18 protein-coding genes are annotated in these 18,869 nt (G+C 62.9%); 2 read left to right on the forward strand and 16 right to left on the reverse strand.

Features of this window, described 5'->3' with window-relative positions; genetic code table 11:
• Positions 1-3: 3 nt before the first annotated feature.
• Complete coding sequence (locus tag ONR57_RS08025; RefSeq protein WP_265122626.1) at positions 4-684, reverse strand: MBL fold metallo-hydrolase; 681 nt, start codon at positions 682-684, stop codon at positions 4-6.
• Between the two features lie 164 nt (positions 685-848).
• On the opposite strand from ONR57_RS08025, the gene ONR57_RS08030 reads away from it, so the two are divergent.
• Positions 849-1,730 carry a peptidylprolyl isomerase gene (locus tag ONR57_RS08030; protein ID WP_265122627.1) on the forward strand — a complete coding sequence of 294 codons (882 nt, stop codon included), beginning with the start codon at positions 849-851 and terminating at the stop codon, positions 1,728-1,730.
• 5 nt (positions 1,731-1,735) lie between these two features.
• Positions 1,736-2,536, forward strand: coding sequence for a peptidylprolyl isomerase (locus ONR57_RS08035; RefSeq protein WP_265122628.1), 801 nt, complete (start codon positions 1,736-1,738; stop codon positions 2,534-2,536).
• 19 nt (positions 2,537-2,555) lie between these two features.
• Here ONR57_RS08035 and ONR57_RS08040 read toward each other — a convergent pair whose 3' ends face one another.
• The 15 genes from ONR57_RS08040 to ONR57_RS08110 form a co-directional block, all read right to left on the reverse strand.
• A complete protein-coding gene (locus ONR57_RS08040; protein WP_374116418.1) occupies positions 2,556-4,898 on the reverse strand; it encodes a bifunctional (p)ppGpp synthetase/guanosine-3',5'-bis(diphosphate) 3'-pyrophosphohydrolase in 2,343 nt (780 codons plus the stop codon).
• Positions 4,899-5,047: 149 nt separating this feature from the next.
• Positions 5,048-5,629 carry an adenine phosphoribosyltransferase gene (locus tag ONR57_RS08045; protein ID WP_265122630.1) on the reverse strand — a complete coding sequence of 194 codons (582 nt, stop codon included), beginning with the start codon at positions 5,627-5,629 and terminating at the stop codon, positions 5,048-5,050.
• Between the two features lie 2 nt (positions 5,630-5,631).
• Positions 5,632-7,362, reverse strand: coding sequence for an ABC transporter substrate-binding protein (locus ONR57_RS08050; protein ID WP_265122631.1), 1,731 nt, complete (start codon positions 7,360-7,362; stop codon positions 5,632-5,634).
• Between the two features lie 26 nt (positions 7,363-7,388).
• The gene (gene secF, locus ONR57_RS08055) at positions 7,389-8,636 is read right to left on the reverse strand and encodes a protein translocase subunit SecF (RefSeq protein WP_374116413.1); all 1,248 of its coding nucleotides are present in this window, start codon (positions 8,634-8,636) and stop codon (positions 7,389-7,391) included.
• Complete coding sequence (gene secD / locus ONR57_RS08060; RefSeq protein WP_265122632.1) at positions 8,633-10,228, reverse strand: protein translocase subunit SecD; 1,596 nt, start codon at positions 10,226-10,228, stop codon at positions 8,633-8,635. The genes secF and secD overlap by 4 nt, the downstream gene beginning before the upstream one ends.
• Positions 10,229-10,290: 62 nt before the next feature.
• A complete protein-coding gene (gene yajC, locus ONR57_RS08065; protein WP_265122633.1) occupies positions 10,291-10,659 on the reverse strand; it encodes a preprotein translocase subunit YajC in 369 nt (122 codons plus the stop codon).
• 105 nt (positions 10,660-10,764) lie between these two features.
• Positions 10,765-11,862, reverse strand: a complete 1,098-nt coding sequence (gene ruvB, locus ONR57_RS08070; protein WP_265122634.1) for a Holliday junction branch migration DNA helicase RuvB — start codon at positions 11,860-11,862, stop codon at positions 10,765-10,767.
• Positions 11,859-12,473, reverse strand: a complete 615-nt coding sequence (ruvA, locus tag ONR57_RS08075; protein WP_265122635.1) for a Holliday junction branch migration protein RuvA — start codon at positions 12,471-12,473, stop codon at positions 11,859-11,861. Before ruvA ends, ruvB begins: the two co-directional genes overlap by 4 nt.
• A complete protein-coding gene (ruvC, locus tag ONR57_RS08080; protein WP_265122636.1) occupies positions 12,470-13,084 on the reverse strand; it encodes a crossover junction endodeoxyribonuclease RuvC in 615 nt (204 codons plus the stop codon). Before ruvC ends, ruvA begins: the two co-directional genes overlap by 4 nt.
• A gap of 104 nt (positions 13,085-13,188) precedes the next feature.
• On the reverse strand, positions 13,189-13,941 hold the full coding sequence (locus tag ONR57_RS08085) for a YebC/PmpR family DNA-binding transcriptional regulator (protein WP_265122637.1): 753 nt from the start codon (positions 13,939-13,941) through the stop codon (positions 13,189-13,191).
• Between the two features lie 86 nt (positions 13,942-14,027).
• Entirely contained in the window at positions 14,028-14,645 is a 618-nt protein-coding gene (gene pdxT / locus ONR57_RS08090; protein ID WP_265122755.1) for a pyridoxal 5'-phosphate synthase glutaminase subunit PdxT, read from the reverse strand.
• A 39-nt stretch (positions 14,646-14,684) separates the two neighbouring features.
• On the reverse strand, positions 14,685-15,527 hold the full coding sequence (locus tag ONR57_RS08095) for an acyl-CoA thioesterase II (protein WP_265122638.1): 843 nt from the start codon (positions 15,525-15,527) through the stop codon (positions 14,685-14,687).
• Between the two features lie 37 nt (positions 15,528-15,564).
• Positions 15,565-16,449 carry a pyridoxal 5'-phosphate synthase lyase subunit PdxS gene (pdxS, locus tag ONR57_RS08100; protein ID WP_265122756.1) on the reverse strand — a complete coding sequence of 295 codons (885 nt, stop codon included), beginning with the start codon at positions 16,447-16,449 and terminating at the stop codon, positions 15,565-15,567.
• Positions 16,450-16,612: 163 nt separating this feature from the next.
• Positions 16,613-17,668 carry an NUDIX hydrolase gene (locus tag ONR57_RS08105; RefSeq protein ID WP_265122639.1) on the reverse strand — a complete coding sequence of 352 codons (1,056 nt, stop codon included), beginning with the start codon at positions 17,666-17,668 and terminating at the stop codon, positions 16,613-16,615.
• Between the two features lie 36 nt (positions 17,669-17,704).
• Positions 17,705-18,838 carry a glycosyltransferase family 4 protein gene (locus tag ONR57_RS08110; protein WP_265122641.1) on the reverse strand — a complete coding sequence of 378 codons (1,134 nt, stop codon included), beginning with the start codon at positions 18,836-18,838 and terminating at the stop codon, positions 17,705-17,707.
• Between the last annotated feature and the right edge of the window lie 31 nt (positions 18,839-18,869).

Here is an 18,869-nt window from a genome sequence, read left to right on the forward strand (position 1 = left end):
CTGCTACCGGATGTCCTGCAGGAACGGATTAGCTGCGCGCTCACGCCCAATGGTTGACGTCCCACCGTGTCCCGGCAAAATCACGGTGTCGTCCTCCAAGGGAAGAAGTTTATCCGCGATGGCCGCCAAAAGCTGCTCGTGGCTGCCGCCGGGCAAGTCGGATCGGCCGACCGAACCCGCGAACAAGGTGTCACCCGTGAACACGATTGCACGCGGCCCGTCCACGGTGCCGGCGCCACCCACCGTCGTTCGCGCAACGACGGAACCACGCGTATGCCCCGGGGTGTGATCGATGGTGAACTCGATGCCAGCCAGTTCCAGCTTGTCCCCGTCGCTGAGGTCCTTGACGGTGCCTGGTTCGGTGAAGTCACTGTCTGCCACGAACCCACTCAATTGCGGCCCCAGACCCGTGGACGGTCGCGCAAGCATCTCCCGGTCGTCCGGGTGAATGTAGGCGGGGATGCCGAACTCATCACAGAGCGGCTGCACCGACCACGTGTGATCAAGATGGCCGTGGGTCAGCAAAACCGCGACTGGAGAAAGCGCGTGCTCAGCGAATACCTGTTTCAGCGGTTCGAGAGCATCCTGGCCTGGATCGATGACGACGCATTCTTGCTCGTCATCGAGCGCGACGACATAACAGTTGGTCTGGAACATCCCTGCTGGAAATCCCATCACACGCACACGCTACTCCTTGCTATTTCGGCCTCGTGAGCCAATCGGGCTCGCCCTGGTATCGACATGAGACCCACTTGGGGACCTATTGGTCTGACTTCTCAGGGTAGGCGGCTAGCCTGTCAAGCGGTAATTCCGTGAATACGGGCGTTAACGAGGGAGGTCATGCTGCGGTGCCGTCGAACCAGGAACGCAGGGAAGCCGCTAAGAACAAGCTCGAACAAGAACTGAAAGCGCGAGCTGACCACGATCGGCGCAAGAAACAACTCACAATCGCTGCGGTTGTCGGCGGTGCGGTACTCGTCATCGGTGCGGCGGCTGTCGTTTTCGCAGTCACCAGAGGGGACGATACGGACACAACCGCCACCGACGATCCGCTGACCGAGGCCACGGAAGATCCGTGGGAGATCCCGGAACCTGAGGCGCTGCCAGCGGCCCGGGCCGAAGCACTGCCCCCAACCGTCGACTGCTCCTACACCGAGGCCGCGATGCCCGCGGCGCGCGAAGCGGAACTGCCCCCGGCCAGCGACGTCCCCACCGAAGGCACCGTCGATGTCACGCTGGAGATGAGCGGCGGACCAGTGACCCTAACGCTCGACCGGGCAAAATCACCGTGCACAGTGAACAGTTTTGTCAGCCTCGCGGAGCAAGGCTTCTACAATGACACGGAGTGCCACCGGCTGACCACGGGCGGGATTTTCGTGTTGCAGTGTGGTGACCCCAGCGCGACCGGATCCGGTGGCCCAGGATACGCGTTTGCGGATGAGTTTCCGCGCGACCAGTACGCCGATCTGTCTGAAGAGGACATGATGTTCACCCAGACCATCTACCCGCGGGGTACGGTCGCTATGGCGAATGCGGGGGCCAACACCAACGGCAGCCAGTTCTTCCTCGTGTACGACGATTCGCCACTGGCGCCGGCGTACAACGTCTTCGGCACTATCGACGATGAGGGGCTCCGCGTGATCGACGAAGTCGCAGCAGGCGGTGCGCCGGAAAACGACGGCCCACCCAACGCCCCGGCAGACATCTCCACGGTGACGGTCAGGGGCTGATCACGATGACGCGTGCACGCCGAGTCGCCGCAGCAGTCGCGGCACCGGCATTGCTTCTCGCCTCGTGTGCGGGAGACACTGAACAAACCGCCGACGCGAATGGCGTGCACACCAGCCCCGGTGCTCAGACCACCGGGGCTTCACCCACCGCTATGACGGCGCCGCTCGAGACGGCGCCCTTTGATGTCGCCGCTGCGCGCAGCGAGCCTTTGCCCGACGAGGTGCGCTGTCAGTACGAACGCGCAGGTAATGCGGCCAGGCCAGTTGACTTTCCGCCGGACGAGCCCGTTGCGGCAACGGGCACACTGCCCGCACGGATCGAGTTGCGTGAGGGAACGATTGATGTTCTTCTAGATCGCGCGAAATCACCCTGTGCCGTGAACAGCTTCGTCAGTCTCGCCCATCAGGGCTACTTCACAAGTACTATCTGCCATCGCCTCACCACCCGCGGCATCTACACACTGCATTGCGGAGATCCGACAGGCACCGGGATTGGCGGGCCCGGTTACGTATTCAATGAGGAGTTCCCCGCGGATCAACTCGCTGCGGAAGGCGGATCTCGCGATGTCAGCACAACTTATCCGCGTGGCACTGTGGCGATGCGCAGCCAGGACGACGGTAAGAATGGCAGCCAATTCTTCATCGTGTACGACGATTCACCGCTGACGCCGGTATACACCGTGATCGGCACGGTAACCGACGGGCTCGACATCGTCAGCGACATCGCGAGTGCGGGCGCCACACCAGAGCACCAGGGCTCCCCCCGCCAAACGGTGCAGATCATGAACGTTGTTGTGGACGACTAAACGAATCCACGCTGCCGGGTTAGGAAGCTGACGTGACTCGGTACACGTCGTAGACGCCCTCAACATTGCGCACCACGTTCAGCACATGACCCAGGTGCTTAGGATCCCCCATCTCGAACGTAAACCGGCTGATTGCCACCCGGTCGCCCGACGTCGTCACCGACGCCGACAGAATGTTCACCTTCTCGTCCGCCAGGGCTTTCGTGACGTCGGACAGCAAGCGGTGCCGGTCAAGCGCTTCGATCTGAATGGCGACAAGGAACATCGAGTGCGGGGACGGCGCCCAGCGCACGTCGATGAGCCGCTCCGACTCGGCGCGCAGCGAGCCGGCGTTCGTGCAGTCCGTACGGTGCACACTGACCCCGCCGCCACGTGTCACGAAACCCATGATGTCGTCACCTGGTACCGGTGTGCAGCACTTCGCGAGCTTCACGAGCACGCCATCCGCACCTGGCACCTCCACACCCACATCGCCCGCAGTGCGGCGCTGCCGTTTCGGCATCGAGGAGGGCGTTGACCGCTCAGCGAGCTCTTCTTCGGCGACCTCGACGCCGCCGAATTGAGCCACGAGCCGCTGCACCACGTGCTGTGCCGACACGTGATGCTCACCCACCGCGGCGTACAGCGCGTCCACATCCTGGTAGCGCAATTCGCGTGCCGTCGCGGCCATGAGGTCACCGCTGAGGATTCGCTGCAACGGCAAGCCAGTCCGGCGGACCTCTTTCGCTATCGCGTCTTTGCCTGCTTCGAGCGCCTCCTCCCGGCGCTCCTTTGCGAACCACTGCCGGATTTTCGTTTTGGCACGTGGCGAAACAACGAAGCTCTGCCAGTCACGGCTGGGTCCCGCGTTCGCGGCCTTCGACGTGAAAATCTCAACAACTTCACCGTTGTCGAGCTTCCGTTCCAGCGGCACGAGACGGCCGTTCACCCGAGCGCCGATACATCGGTGGCCAACTTCCGTGTGGACGGCATAAGCGAAGTCAACAGGCGTCGAACCTACCGGAAGCGTGACCACATCACCCTTCGGCGTGAAAACGAAGATCTCCTTGAGCGCGAGGTCATAGCGCAGCGATTCCAGGAATTCGCCCGGATCGGCGGCCTCACGCTGCCAGTCGAGCAACTGACGCATCCAGGCGATGTCGTCGACTTCAGTCGCGTCGGACGAATGCCGGCCCTTGGTTTCTTTGTAGCGCCAATGCGCAGCGATGCCGTACTCCGCGGTGCGGTGCATCTCCTGCGTCCGGATCTGTACCTCAAGCGGTTTGCCTTCAGGGCCGACCACCGTGGTGTGCAGTGACTGGTAAACCCCGTAGCGAGGCTGTGCGATGTAGTCCTTGAACCGCTGTGCCATCGGCTGCCATAGCGAGTGCACAACGCCCACTGCGGCGTAGCATTCGCGAACCTCGTCGCACAGAATCCGGATGCCGACGAGGTCATGAATCTCGTCGAAGTCTTTCCCTTTGACGATCATCTTCTGGTAGATCGACCAGTAGTGCTTGGGGCGGCCTTCGACCACGGCGCTCAGTTTGGCTGCAGCGAGCGCGTCGTTAATTTGCGTGCGCACTTTTTCGAGATAGATGTCGCGTGAGGGGGCACGGTCCGCAACGAGCCGCACGATTTCCTCATACCGTTTCGGGTGCAGGATAGCGAACGCGAGGTCCTCAAGTTCCCACTTCACAGTAGCCATGCCAAGCCGGTGTGCGAGCGGCGCGATCACTTCAAGGGTCTCGCGTGCTTTGCGCGCCTGCTTCTCGGGCGGCAGGAAACGCATTGTGCGCATGTTGTGGAGGCGGTCAGCGACTTTGATCACCAGCACGCGCGGATCACGAGCCATCGCGATGATCATCTTGCGGATGGTTTCCGCTTCCGCTGCCGAACCGAGAACGACCTTGTCGAGCTTGGTGACGCCGTCGACGAGGTGCGCGACCTCATCTCCAAACTCTTCGCGGAGCTGATCCAGGCTGTAGCCGGTGTCTTCAACAGTGTCGTGCAGCAGCGCCGCAATTAACGTTGTGGTATCCATGCCAAGCTCAGCCAGGATGGACGCGACGGCAAGCGGATGCGTGATGTAGGGATCACCGGACTTGCGGACCTGTTCGGAATGCCGGGCTTCGGCCACGTCGTAGGCGCGCTGCAGAGTCGCGAGCGGTGCTTTCGGGTAGAACTCGCGGTGAATTGCAACGAGTGGTTCGAGCACTGGTTTGATGCCAGCGTTGCGGCCGGCGGTCATCCGCCGGGCGAGGCGCGCGCGTACCCGGCGAGATGCGGATGCCGGCGCGCTAACGAAACCGGGTGACTTCGGTGCGGGTGGTTGCCCCGACGGCTGGCCGGTGTCATCGCCATGGGGGTTCGCTGGGCTCACTGACGCGCTGGGGCCCGAACTGAAACCCGAGCGCGTTGATCCGGGATCTTGACCCACACGATCACCTCCCGCGCGTTCGCCAGCCCTCATAACCTAAGGAACCAGTCCACGCGTCACAGTTGCTTTCCACTCTCCTGCAACTCTAATCCTCACCCGCTCGACAGCACCGTCAGTGGTACCCCTCCAAGGCGTTCGCGCCCCTTGAGATCCGGGATTTCGAGCACTACTGCCGCCGCAGCGACCTGTGCACCTGCGGTCCTCAGCAGATCCATTGCTGCGGCCAGTGTGCCACCGGTAGCAAGCACATCGTCGATCACCAGGACGCGCTGACCTGTGAACTGTATTCCGCTAGCGGGTATTTCGAGTGCGGCAGTGCCGTACTCCAGGGTGTACGCCCGCGTATGCACCGGTGGAGGCAACTTACCGCCCTTCCGGACGGCGAGCACCCCAGTGCCCAGCCTCAGCGCGACAGCGGAACCGAGCAGGAACCCGCGTGAGTCGATTCCGGCGACTAGGTCGATGTGCCGAACGTCACCGCGTTGTCCCGCTTTCGCGAGTCCCTCGACGACTGCGCGCAAGCCAGCCGGATCGGCGAAAACCGGGGTCAGATCAGCGAATGTCACACCCCGCTGCGGGAAGTCAGGAACGATTCGGGTCAGCCTCGCGATATGCGCCGCCACCTCTTCGGACAAGCGTGCGCCGACCCCGTCTTGTGGATCAGTGTCGGTCACCGTTAACCCCGAACCCACTTGTCCATGTTCCAGCCCGCTCCTGCGCGTGTCGGATTTGGGATCACACCCACCACTGATTCGTCGGACGCCACAGTCCGAGGCTGAGCTGTAAGAGGCACCGATGGCAGCTCGTCCCACGAAACCCGCTCGGCCTCCGCGAGCCGCTCGAAAAGTGCGTCCTGCTGCCCAGTCACCGCGAGTTCGGCGACGAGGCCGTCAATGGCGTCGAACGAGAAAGCCCCGAGGTTCAGCGGGCTGTTCGAGTGGAAAGTCAGCAGCTGCGCTGCTGGCGAGGCTCCACCAGGTCCCTGAACACCGCCCGCACCGCCGAGCACGATGTCCACTTCACCTTGATCCATCGCCGACCGTGGATCAAACGCAGGCGAGCTGATGTTTTGCACGATGATTCCCGCCTCACTACACGTGCGCGCGATGAAGGAGATTGTTTCTTCGCGCCGCCGGTCCGGCCCGATGTAGCCGACCCGTATACGGGCGCCGTCAAGTTCAGGAAATGCACGTGCAGCTTCCGCATCCGGCTGGATGAACGCTTGCTGGCCGCCACCAGCAACGAAGCCGTATCCCGGCATGCCTGGGGGCATGACCCGGGACCCTGCGACACGGCCGTACCGGCCGCTCAATTCGTCGTCGTCGCCATACAACGGCGCAATGACGTCATCAGCGATTCGCTGCCGCGGCAGGCACGCGGCAAACGCCCGCCGCGCATCGACGTTGCCGAAAATGCCCCGCGTGTTGAAGATCAGCTGTTCGACGTTCATCCCGCCGACCGGTTGTTCCGTAAACCCGTTGGTCTCCAGTCCTGCGAGCGATCCGGCACCGGTATCGAGCACCTGGATGTCACCGCGGCCGACCGCCTCGCGGATATCGCGGCCCGTGAAGATCTGTATGCGGGGCGTTCGCGGCGGATCGCCCCACCACGCAGGGTTGCTAGTCAGTACAAGCCCGCTCTCCGCGGTGAATGATTCGATCATGTACGGCCCCGAAGACGGGAACAGTGAGAGGTCCAGCTCACCGGGCTGGAGCGCCCACCCGTTGTTCCAGAAGTCCGCCAGCCTCGTCAGCGCGTCGACATCCCCCTCATTGACTGCCGCAACGATGTCAACATCGGTGACCCGGGCCGCGACGTGCGACGGCATCACGGTGGTCGCCGCGAAGAGTGAGCGCCACTCAGCGAAGGGACGGCCCTCGCGCAGCTCTACGCGGGCGTGCTTTGTGCCTGGCTCACACACGACGTTCTCTATGTCGGCGAGCCCCCAGTCACTGGCGGCGTCGAAGAGTCGCTCTGACTCGCCGTCTTCGGGACCGGGAGATGTGAACCGCCCGCTGCCCGCTGCCCAGGTGAGTACTAAGTCGTCACAGGTAATCGGTTCACCGTCGGAGAACACCGCCTCGTCCCGAATTGTCACATGGAGGACAAAAGCTTCACCAGGCACTTGTTCGATGGTTCCGAAATCGCGATCCTCGATCGGCGTGCCGTTGGGTCCGGGATAGCTAAGGCCGGTCAGGGTGCGCCCGAATACCGCAGGAGCGGCGGATAACGCTCCGCTGACGGTGTTCGCGTTGTAGGTCGTGATCGGCGCGTCCACGCCGTATCCGAGCGTGACCTCGCGCTGCTGATCCCCTTCTGCGCAGCTGACCAGCCCGCCCACAGCAATGACGGCCACGGTCGCGGCCGTGCCTGCCTTCACTCGCCGCCACCTGGACTGTGTGCTCATTCCCGGCCGTCCTTCCCGGAGAGTTGTCACCGCTTTCGTTTGCCCGTCGGCCGTGCACCCGGGCTCGGCGCGCGCCCGCGGCGGCCGGAAGACTGGGCGTCCGGTGCGGTCACCCTGGATTCTGCACTGACCGCTGGGCCAGTTGTCTCGGCAGTTGCCGACGCAGCAGTTGGGGTCCCGCCGACAGCGACCGCGGCGCCGCGCGGGACCCCATTGCGCTCTGCGCGTTTTTCCAGCACCAAACGCGAATGTTCGCGGACCTCTTCGGTCCGTTCCTTCATCCACACCAGCAGCGGTGTGGCGAAGAAGATCGACGAATACGTGCCGACCAGAATGCCGACAAGCTGCACGAGGGCCAAGTCTTTGAGGGTGCCCACACCGAGCATCCAGACTGCCACGATCATGAGTGAAGCGATCGGCAGAATACTGATGAGCGAGGTATTGAACGAACGCATCAGGGTCTGGTTCACACCCAGGTTTGCCTGCTCGGCGTACGTTCGTCGGTGCGTCTGCAGAACCCCGCGAGTGTTTTCTTGCACCTTGTCGAACACGACGACCGTGTCGTATAGCGAGTAACCGAGAATCGTCAGGAGACCGATAATCGTCGCGGGACTGACTTCGAAGCCGACGATCGCGTACACCCCTGCGGTCACGGTCAGGTCGAAGATGACTGCCGCGATCGCCGCGAGCGCCATGTACCACTCAAAGCGCAAAGAAATGTACACGCACACCAGGACCAGGAACACGATCAGCGCGATAATCGCTTTTTCGGTTACTTGGCCGCCCCAGGTTTCGCTGACTCCAGAGACGCTGATGGCGTTGATGTTCGGTGTGCCCGTTTCGTCCACAGGCTGAAACGCATCGAACAGGGCTCGCTGCACCGTTTGGATCTGCGGCTCGTCGAGCGCTTCCGATCTGATCTGGATGGATGCTGTTGCACCCGTGCCCACGACCTGTGTCACTGTCGGGCTGATGCCGATCGCTTCGGAAAACACCTCTTCCGCTTCGGTAACTTCGATCTGACCGGCGGGAAGCTCGACACGGGTACCACCGGCGAAGTCGATGCCGAAGGTGAAGCCGCGCACTAGGATTCCAGCGATGGAGATCGCTACGAGTACGGCGGTGAGAAGGAAGAAAAACTTGCGGCGGCCGATGATGTTGAAAGCACCCGTACCGGTGTAGAGACCGTACAGGAAGCCGTGCCGGGGCATGTCTTCGGGGCGCGGCGCGTCCTCCGGGATCGGTGACGTTGTCGTCACATCGGGACCGGTCATACCTGCGCCTCCTTAGCCGCAGCGGGCGTCTTCGCCAGCGCTGCCCGTTCACGCGCCACCTGAGTGATCGCACCAAGCCCATTGAATCGCGGGTTGGCCAGCAGCTTCGACTTCGTAGCGAGCGCGAGAATTGGGTACGTCACCATGAACACGACGACCAGGTCAATGATTGTGGTCAGGCCAAGCGCGAACGCGAAACCCTTCACCTGGCCGACGGCCAGGATGTACAGAATCGCAGCGGCAAGGAACGACACGGCATTGCCCGTCAAGATGGTGCGCCGCGCTCGCTGCCAACCGCGTTCCACCGCGGAGCGGAAACTTCGTCCTTCCCGCATCTCGTCCTTGATGCGCTCGAAGAAGACGATGAAGGAGTCGGCGGTCATGCCGATACCAATGATGAAACCGGCGATAGCGGCGAGATCCAGCGTGAAGTTCATGTATCGGCCGAGCAGCACCAGAATGCCGTACACCAGAAGCCCTGCCAGACCCAGCGAGAGTGCGGCAACGATCCCGAGCAGGCGGTAGTAGGCCAGCGAATAAATCAGCACCGCGATCATGCCGATCGCGCCCGCGATCAACCCGGCTTCAAGCGAGGCGAGCCCCAGGGTTGCGGAGACAGTCTGCGCTTGAGAGGACTCGAATGACAAGGGCAGCGCGCCGTATCGCAGCTGGTTAGCGAGGTCGCGGACTTCCTGTTGTGTGAAGTTTCCGGAGATCGAGGTCGCACTGCCCGCGGGCGTGGGTTCGCGGATCACCGGTGCACTGACGATCGCGGTGTCGAGCACGAAGGCTGCCTGCTGCCCCACGTTTTCTCGGGTGAACGTCGCCCAGGAACGTCCCGCCTCGCCCTGGAAGCGGAATGACACCTCCCACCGCGCTTGCTGCTGGTTGTAGCCGTCGGTGACACTGCCGCTGTCTATGTCCTCACCCTCAAGGAAGACAGGTCCGAGGAGGTACACCGACGTTCCGTCACTGCTGCACGTCACAAGCGGCAAGTCGGGAAGGTCGTTTCCCGCGAGTACGTCGTTAGGTGCGCACTCATGCTCTGCGAGAGCCTGTTGCTGGACCTCGGGGTCTTCACTCTGGCGCAAGTCTCGAGCGGCGCTTACTTGCGCAGCGAGCTCTTCCGGGTCGAGAGCCGCAGCGACCGGCTCATCGTCGTCGTCCGGGGCGAGTCCTGTGTCAGCATCTTCCGGCGCTGGCGCATCTGGTGCTGGCTGCGAGGTAATGACGGGCCGCACGAACATACGTGCTGTTTGGCCGAGTGTGCGCGCCTGCGCTCCGTCTTGTCCAGGAACCGTGATCACCAGGTTGTCGCCGTCAACGACAACCTCCGAACCTGCGACACCGAGCCCATCGATGCGGGTCGAGATGATCTGCTGTGCTTGACGCAGCGCGTCCTCGCTGGGCCTCGACCCGTCCGGTGTGACTGCGGTCAAAACAACACGAGTACCACCCTGTAGATCAACACCAAGCCGCGGCGTCGTGCCGCGGTCCCCCGTGAAGAACACAAGCAGATAGCACAGTGTGAAAATCACTCCGAAGGCGCTCAGCACTCGAAGCGGGAATCTCCGTCGATTCGACGTTGCCACGAACTCTTCTCCTTGACAGTGTGGCTAGTGACCGGCCCGTCATAGGCCGGAGCGGTGCCGCGTTACTGCCTGCCTGATTCCGGACCGCGCTGGTCGAATCCTTCGGGGCTGTCAAATCCGCTAGCCTCAGTGGTGTCAGCGGGTTGGGCCGATCCGGCCGCCGCGCTCTCAGCATCCTCTTCAGTCACAATGTCGCGCACCACAACGCGCAGCCATGTCGTTACCACGCCAGGTGCTATCTGAATATCTACGGTGGTCTCCCCCAGTGCCACGACCTCACCGTACATACCTGACGTCGTCATCACCCGGTCCCCAATGGTGAGTGCGTCCTGCAGCGTCCGCTGACGATCAACTTCCTTCTTCTGCCGCCGCACTGAAAGGAAAAGCGGAACCAGAAGGAGGAGTACGAGTAGCGGCAGGAGCAGTTCCATCAGTGTGTCAATCCTTGAGTCGAGGTATCTGCAGGCTCAGGCGGATGTCGCCCGACCAGTACACCAGTGTGCCATCAACCGTGCGTGATGCCGAGTTATCATCGATCACAATTCGCCCGCGTCGAACAGTGATGCAGGTTCTGCTCGCTCCCGCACGGCTATTCCCGCGACAGTCGTGTCAGGCGGCGGAACCAGGCCCAGGTGCTCCCAGGCCGCCGCCGTCGCGACTCTGCCGCGGGGTGTGCGCGCGAGCATACCCGCCCGCACGAGGTACGGTTCGCACACCTCTTCGACTGTGGCTGGCTCTTCACCCACGGCGACGGCGAGTGTCGCGGCACCGACCGGTCCGCCGTTAAAGCTTTTCACCAGCGCGAGAAGCACAGCGCGGTCGAGTCGATCGAGCCCTAGATCATCCACGTCGTAGACCGACAGCGCCGCCCGTGCGACCTCAATTGTCACCACACCGTCTGCGCGGACATCCGCGTAATCGCGCACTCGCCGCAGCAACCGGTTGGCAATTCGCGGTGTACCGCGTGAACGGCGTGCTATTTCCGCGCTGGCGTCTTCTTTCAAACGCACGCCCAGTATCTGCGCGGAACGCAGGAGAATGCGCTGTAATTCACCCGCATCGTAGAAGTCCATGTGTGCGGTGAAACCGAACCGGTCCCGCAGCGGTCCGGTAAGAGCACCTGACCGTGTAGTGGCGCCGACCAGTGTGAACGGCGCGATTTCAAGCGGGATCGACGTTGCTCCTGGCCCCTTGCCGACGACCACATCGACACGGAAGTCTTCCATCGCCAGATACAGCATTTCCTCCGCTGGCCGCGAGATACGGTGAATCTCGTCGATGAACAGAACGTCGCCCTCGACGAGATTGCTGAGCATCGCCGCGAGGTCACCCGGGCGTTCCAGCGCCGGGCCCGACGTGAGCCGCAGCGATGTTCCCAGCTCGGAAGCGATAATCATCGCGAGGCTCGTTTTGCCGAGCCCCGGTGGGCCCGACAGCAGGATGTGGTCGGGCGCAGCGCCTCGCTGTTTAGCCCCAGACAAAACGAGGTCCAGTTGCTCACGGACCTTCGGCTGTCCAACGAAATCCCGCAGACTTCGCGGCCGGAGGCTGCCTTCGACATCTCCGTCCCCATCGATAACCCCAGGCGAAACCGGCCGTGCACCAGAATCTTCAGGAGCGGGCGAATTACTCATTTCGTCTTCCCTAGTGACGACAATGCGCTGCGCAGCAGATCAGATGTCGACGCGTCCGGCTTCAGCTGCACCGCAGCGGCCGTGGCTTGTTCAGCCTGCGCCGCGCTGAAGCCCAGCCCGACTAACGCCTCGGCGACTTGATCGTGCACGGGACCAAGGCCCGCCGACCCGGCAAGCGACGCGTCTGAGCCCTGGGTGCCCGCTGCCGGGAGCGGGCCGACCTTGTCACGCAAGTCGACCACCAGCCGCTCGGCTACACGTTTTCCAACACCGGGCACCTTCATCAGCGCTTTGACGTCGCCGGCCGCAAGTGCCGTCCGCAAGAGCTGGGGCTCAAGCACCGCAAGCACCGCCATCGCGAGTCGGGGACCAACACCGGTGACCGTTTGAAGCAAGGCAAAGAGTTCGCGCGACTCTTCATCGGGGAAGCCGAAAAGCGTCATCGAATCTTCGCGGACCACCATCGTGGTGATAAGCCTGGCTTCGCCGCCGCGCGATAGCGTGGCGAGTGTGGCAGGTGTCGCGTTGATTCGGTAACCCACACCCGCAGCCTCGATAACTGCATGGTCGAGTCCGACCGACAAAACAGGACCCCGGATCGAGGCAATCATGTGATCCCCTTGACGTGTGCGTCACCTGACTGCAGCCGACTGACGTTTTTCCGCGCGCGGCGCTCCGCCGCCAGCCGTGCCTTGTACTTGCGCTGCGCTGCCGCCGCGGCAGCTTCCGCCTGAGCCATGCGATCAAGCATGGGGGCACGCCAGCAGTGGCAGATCGCGAGTGCAAGGGCGTCCGCCGCGTCCGCCGGCCGCGGTGACTCCGGCAGACTCAGAATTCTCGTGACCATCGCGATCACTTGTTCCTTCCCGGCTGAACCATTGCCGGTAACCGCTGCTTTAACTTGGCTCGGGGTGTGAAACGCGACAGGAATGCCCCGCCGAGCAGCGGCTAGCGCAACGACGCCGCCGGCTTGGGCCGTGCCCATCACCGAACTGACATTGTGCTGGGAGAAAACCCGCTCGACCGCCACGACGTTTGGCCGGTGCCGGTCCATCCACTCCTCCGCGGCAATCGCAATACGGAGCAGCCGCGCGGACAATTCGAGGTCCGGCGGCGTGCGGACTACCTCAACCGCAACGGGTGTTACCTGGCGGCCACTGCCCGCGTCGACAATCCCGAGCCCGCACCTGGTCAACCCAGGGTCGACACCCATGACGCGCATTCCGCCTCCTTCGAGCCACTCCACCAGCTGCGAACATTCGTTCGATAGCCTACTGGAGGTGGCCGTCAATCAGTGGAAGCAACGCCCTGGGTGACGCCAGGTCGTTATGCGTCAAGTTCCTCGAGAACGTCATCGGAAATATCAACATTCGAGTAGACGTTCTGCACATCATCGCAGTCTTCAAGCGCGTCGATCAGTTTGATCACCTTGCGCGCGCCGTCGGCGTCGACTGCGACGCTGACAGATGGCTGAAAACTGAGTTCCGCCGAATCGTAGTCGATACCCGCTTCCTGCAATGCCGTGCGCACGCCCACAAGGTCGCCGGCCTCGGACACTACTTCGAAACTCTCACCGAGATCGTTGACCTCTTCGGCACCGGCGTCGAGAACGGCCATCAGCACATCGTCCTCCCCGCGGTCCGCCTTATCGAGCATGACCACGCCCTTTCGGGAGAAGAGGTACGCCACCGATCCCGGATCCGCCATGTTGCCGCCGTTTCGGGTCATCGCGGTTCGCACCTCCCCGGCCGCACGATTGCGGTTATCCGTGAGGCACTCGATCAGCACAGCGACGCCATTCGGGCCATAACCCTCGTACATAATGGTTTGCCAGTCGGCACCGCCGGCTTCCTCACCTGAGCCGCGCTTGCGCGCCCGTTCGATGTTGTCGTTCGGGACCGACGCCTTCTTCGCCTTCTGAATCGCATCGTAAAGAGTGGGATTGCCGCCAGGGTCACCGCCGCCCGTCCGGGCCGCGACCTCGACGTTCTTGATCAGTTTGGCGAAGAGTTTGCCGCGCTTGGCATCGATCGCGGCCTTTTTGTGCTTCGTGGTGGCCCATTTGGAGTGGCCGCTCATCTTGGCACATCCCTTCCAGCAGTGGTGCGTGCCCCCGGGACTACGGGTGGCAGCGGGAGTCAACGGAGTGGTTCAGTCAGCCGATGTTACCCGCTTGACGACACGGAACGGCGCACCATCTTCACGAACAACTCATGGATGCGGCGATCACCCGTCACTTCGGGGTGAAACGAGGTAGCCAGCACAGCACCCTCCCGCACAGCAACGATGCGGCCCTGTGCTGGCCCAGCTTCCACTCGGGCAAGCACCTCGACGTTCGGCCCCGCACGCTCAACCCACGGCGCGCGGATGAAGACCGCGCGGACGGGGCCACCGTCGATACCGTCGACGTGGATGTCCTCTTCGAAAGAGTCGACCTGACGGCCGAAGGCGTTTCGGCGCACCGTGATGTCGAGTGCGTCGAGATGCTGGGCGTCGGGGCGCGTATCGAGAATCTCACTGGCCAGCATGATCATTCCGGCGCAGGACCCAAGCGCGGGCAAGCCGTCTTTGAGCCGCGCACGCAGCGGCTCCAGCAGGTCGAACACTGTGAGGAGCCGACTCATTGTCGTGGATTCTCCGCCCGGAACAATCAGGCCATCGATCGCCTCGATCTCGTCTCTCCTGCGCACCCCGACTGCGCGCGCGCCACATGCCTCAACAGCAGCGATATGCTCACGAAAATCACCTTGCAGCGCCAGGACGCCAATCACCGGTGTGGACATCACCGAGACAGAATAGTCGCTCGACGACGGTGGCCGTTCTCACGCATGGGCGCCATCTTCATCGGGATTCCGCAGCCAGCGAGTCAGACCTTCTTGCGCAACAGCAGCGACCAGCGTCCCGTTGACGTCGAAGATGCGGCCCTGCGTAAACGAGCGGCCGCCGCCTGCGAATGGCGATACCTGGTCGTACAGCAGCCACTCGTCCGCACGGAACGGCCGGAAGAACCACATGGCGTGGTCCAGCGACGCCATCTGCACCTGCGCGCGCGGGTGCGGCACCAGCGCGGAACCCAGCAGCATCATGTCGCTCATGTACGCCAGCGTGCAGACGTGCGTTGTCTGATCATCCGGTAGCGGCGCACGGTAGCGCATCCACACTCGTTGCTGGGACGCGAGGCGCGGGTGCAACTCGGTCTGTTCCTTCGGAACAATGCGAAGGTCCCAATTCGACCATTCTTTGAGTTCCCAGCGATCCCGGTATTTTGGATGATTCTGGGGATCTGGTAATTCGTCAGCGGCGGGGACGGGCGGCATCTGATCCGAGTGTTCGATGCCCTCATCGCCGCGATGGAAAGACGCGGACATCACAAAGATGATTTCGCCGTCCTGCACGGCGTTGACCCTGCGGGTCCGGAAGGAACGGCCCTCGCGGATCCGCTCCACCCGGTAAACAGTCGGGACTTTCGGCTTACCCGGACGCAGGAAGTAGGCATGCAGCGAATGCACCTGGTATTCCGGGTCGACAGTGCGCACGGCGGAGACGAGAGATTGCCCCGCTACCTGGCCACCGAATGTGCGCTGGAGGATCGTTTCTATCGGTGCGCCCCGATATATGTCCCGGTCGATTTGCTCGAGCTCAAGGACTTCTTCGATCCTCGCCATATGCGCGAACTCCCGTCAGTAATGTCGGCGACCCCGCTCACCAGCCGCGTTCAGCCAAACGGTGCGACTGTGGGAGGTCGTCGACGTTGATGCCGACCATCGCCTCGCCCAGTCCGCGCGACACCTCAGCAAGCGTGTCGGGGTCGTCGTAGTACGTCGTCGCTTTGACAATAGCGGCCGCGCGTTTAACGGGATCACCTGACTTGAAGATTCCGGAGCCGACAAACACGCCCTCAGCCCCAAGCTGCATCATCATCGCCGCGTCTGCCGGCGTCGCGATGCCGCCAGCGGTGAACATCACCACGGGCAGCTTGCCCGTCGCAGCGACCTCAGCAACGAGGTCGTATGGGGCCTGCAGCTCCTTCGCCGCAACGAACAGCTCATCCTTGCTCAGCGCGGCCAGACGGCGCAGCGCGCCGCCGATCTCCCGCATGTGGGTAGTGGCATTCGACACGTCACCGGTGCCTGCCTCGCCCTTGGAGCGAATCATCGCAGCGCCCTCAGCGATGCGGCGGAGCGCTTCACCGAGGTTGGTAGCACCGCACACAAACGGCACCGTGAACTGCCACTTGTCGATGTGGTTTGCATAGTCAGCCGGGGTGAGCACTTCCGACTCGTCGATGTAGTCCACCCCGAGGCTCTGGAGAATCTGAGCTTCGACAAAGTGCCCAATACGCGCCTTCGCCATGACAGGAATCGACACGGCCTCGATGATGCCCTGAATCATGTCAGGATCGCTCATCCGCGAAACACCACCCTCGGCACGAATATCAGCCGGCACGCGCTCGAGAGCCATGACGGCCACGGCGCCCGCATCCTCCGCGACCTTGGCCTGCTCGGGAGTGACCACGTCCATGATCACGCCCCCCTTGAGCATTTCAGCCATGCCGCGCTTCACACGGCCCGTGCCGGTGACGGGCATAGCCGCATCTGATGAATTGGTGGGGGTTGCGCTCACGGAAGTCTCTCCTGCAAATGGCGACGAGTTGGTTGTTGTCGATGTTTCATCCTATGAGGTCCGCCGCGCAAACCGCGAAGGCGATCCGCGCTGCGGCCCACCATTTCGCTGTCCGCTGAACAGCGAGCTAGAAGATGCGCCGCGGTGTTGCCGTGACGGCAGCGCCGTCCGCGACGGCAACAGCCTCGTCCACAAGTCGCGGAAGGTCTTCCGGGTACACCTTCTCTCCGGCCCGCACGAAGCTCTCCATATCCGGTGGGGTGCACCATTTATAGTCGTGCACCACGGTGTTTTCGAGATCGGTCAGGCCGTCGGCTGACAGTGTGAATGCGGGAGTACGGGCGACGAAGAACTCCTCTTCGCTCCGCATCACCGAACCATTGAACGTGAAAACCTCTGTGCGCTTCCATAGCGGACCGAGCAGATCGTCGGGAGCGAGCTGATGACCGGTTTCTTCCCGCACCTCCCGCAGAGCCGCGTCGCGCAGCGTCTCACCCGGTTCCACCCCGCCACCGACGGTGAACCAGAAGAACTCACCAGAACCCTGCGGATCCGTGCCGCGCATCAAAAGCACGCGATTACTGTCATCGAGGAGCACAACGCGCGCGGACGCCCGTGGCGCAGCACTGTCGAACTGGGGCGACAGCTCGCGCTCCGCGATCTCGAAGTGCCGGGGATTCGGCGCCGTACCGGCTAACCGCAACCAGCGCACCGGCCGTCTGCTGCGCAGCGTGACGATGTCGCCCACCGCATCGTTGTGGAAACGACGAGCGATGAGCACGCGCGCTTCCGCATCTGCAAGTTCGGCAGCGAGTTGCGGCGTGAGCCACTCTGGCCGAACCTGCGACAGCGCCGCAGAAAGCGCGTTCTCGGCATCCTCACGCTGGTCCCGGTCCGCGCGTTCGGCGCGCGCGGACAGAATTGCGAGCTGGTTCGCCTTGCCGTACGGCGACGCGGTGGCCGGCGCGCTCTCGGTGCGCTCGTCCGCCTGAACGAACACGGCGGCTATCGATCGGGCCACAACCGCGCGGCGGGCGAGCGCGGCATCAAGAGCCTGCCACGCCTTCTCATAGCGGATATGCAGCCGGTCTAACCGCGTTGCCGTGGTCATGATCCAGGCGATCGCAACGACGACGATTGCCACCACCACAGCTGTGAGGAGCAAAAACCACCAGGACGTCACTGCTTAGCTCCCGTCATGCACCGGCTCGTAATCATCTCAGGCACGCCGCAGCGGCTTCGGCAGCGCAGGTGATGTTGTTACCACTGTCTCGTAAACCCGCAAGACCTGCCGCGAGACAACACTCCAGTCATAGTGCAGCACGGCGACGCTGGCCGCCGAGATAATTTCCGCGCGGTAAGCGTCGTCATTGAGCATCCGGTCGATCCCAGCCGCGAGCTCCGGCCCACTTCCCGTCCGCGTCAGACATCCCGCCCGGCCATCGCGAAGTACGCGCCGGAACGCATCGAGTTCGCTTGCGACGACCGGTGTGCCAGCCGCCATGGCCTCGACAAGAACAATTCCGAAGCTCTCGCCCCCAGTGTTCGGTGCGCAGTACACGTCCGCGCTGCGCAGCGCGGACGCCTTCTCTGCATCCGACACTTGCCCAAGGAAGCGGAAGTGCCGTGCAAGATCACCCAGCTGTGTACGCAACGCGGCCTCGTCACCACGACCGACGACGAGCACCTCAAGATCGTGGTGTTTTCGCACGAGTTCTGGCAGCGCGTCGACTAGCACTGACATGCCTTTGCGCGGCTCGTCATAGCGCCCGAGAAAGAGAATTGTCTTACCCGGGCGCGGATAGCCTGGCAGCGGCCGGGCAGTCGCGAAGAAACCCACGCGCACTCCGTTGGGGATTTCGACCGCGTCAGAGCCCAGCGACTCGATCTGCCAGCGGCGGGCCAATTCGGACACCGCGATTTTGCCGTTAATCTTCTCTAGCAGCGGCTGCAAGACCGGCTGGAAGGTGCTGAGGGCGAGCGATTTTGTGGTCGACGTATGAAACGTCGCGACAATCGGGACGTCGGCGAGGGTGAGCGCGAGCATCGACAAGCTCGGCGCGTTCGGTTCGTGGAGATGCACCACGTCGAACGAATTCTCCGACAGCCATCGACGCACCCGTGAGTACGCGCCAGGCCCGAACCGAAGCCGAGCCACCGAGCCGTTGTACGGAATCGGCACCGCGCGTCCAGCTGACACGACGTAGTCAGGCAACTCCACGTCATCCGAGGCTGGCGCCAGCACGCTGACGGTGTGTCCCATCTCGATGAGGACAGCTGCGAGCTCAGCGACATGCGCCTGCACGCCCCCGTGGACATCAAACGAGTACGGACAGACCATTCCGATTTTCACGATGCGCGCTCTTTCACCAGCATGCTCCCCG

This window comes from Hoyosella sp. YIM 151337, assembly GCF_026041215.1.
Taxonomy (GTDB): Bacteria; Actinomycetota; Actinomycetes; order Mycobacteriales; family Mycobacteriaceae; genus Hoyosella.

Excerpts from the sequence above, each read along its gene's own strand:
- secF (WP_374116413.1), bottom strand. The coding sequence starts at position 8,636 with ATGACCGGTCCCGATGTGACGACAACGTCACCGATCCCGGAGGACGCG.
- ONR57_RS08095 (WP_265122638.1), bottom strand. The coding sequence starts at position 15,527 with ATGGCGAGGATCGAAGAAGTCCTTGAGCTCGAGCAAATCGACCGGGAC.
- ONR57_RS08085 (WP_265122637.1), bottom strand. The coding sequence starts at position 13,941 with ATGAGCGGCCACTCCAAATGGGCCACCACGAAGCACAAAAAGGCCGCG.
- ONR57_RS08035 (WP_265122628.1), top strand. The coding sequence starts at position 1,736 with ATGACGCGTGCACGCCGAGTCGCCGCAGCAGTCGCGGCACCGGCATTG.
- ONR57_RS08050 (WP_265122631.1), bottom strand. The coding sequence starts at position 7,362 with ATGAGCACACAGTCCAGGTGGCGGCGAGTGAAGGCAGGCACGGCCGCG.
- pdxT (WP_265122755.1), bottom strand. The coding sequence starts at position 14,645 with ATGTCCACACCGGTGATTGGCGTCCTGGCGCTGCAAGGTGATTTTCGT.
- pdxS (WP_265122756.1), bottom strand. The coding sequence starts at position 16,449 with ATGCCCGTCACCGGCACGGGCCGTGTGAAGCGCGGCATGGCTGAAATG.
- ruvC (WP_265122636.1), bottom strand. The coding sequence starts at position 13,084 with ATGCGCGTCATGGGTGTCGACCCTGGGTTGACCAGGTGCGGGCTCGGG.
- ruvB (WP_265122634.1), bottom strand. The coding sequence starts at position 11,862 with ATGAGTAATTCGCCCGCTCCTGAAGATTCTGGTGCACGGCCGGTTTCG.
- yajC (WP_265122633.1), bottom strand. The coding sequence starts at position 10,659 with ATGGAACTGCTCCTGCCGCTACTCGTACTCCTCCTTCTGGTTCCGCTT.
- ruvA (WP_265122635.1), bottom strand. The coding sequence starts at position 12,473 with ATGATTGCCTCGATCCGGGGTCCTGTTTTGTCGGTCGGACTCGACCAT.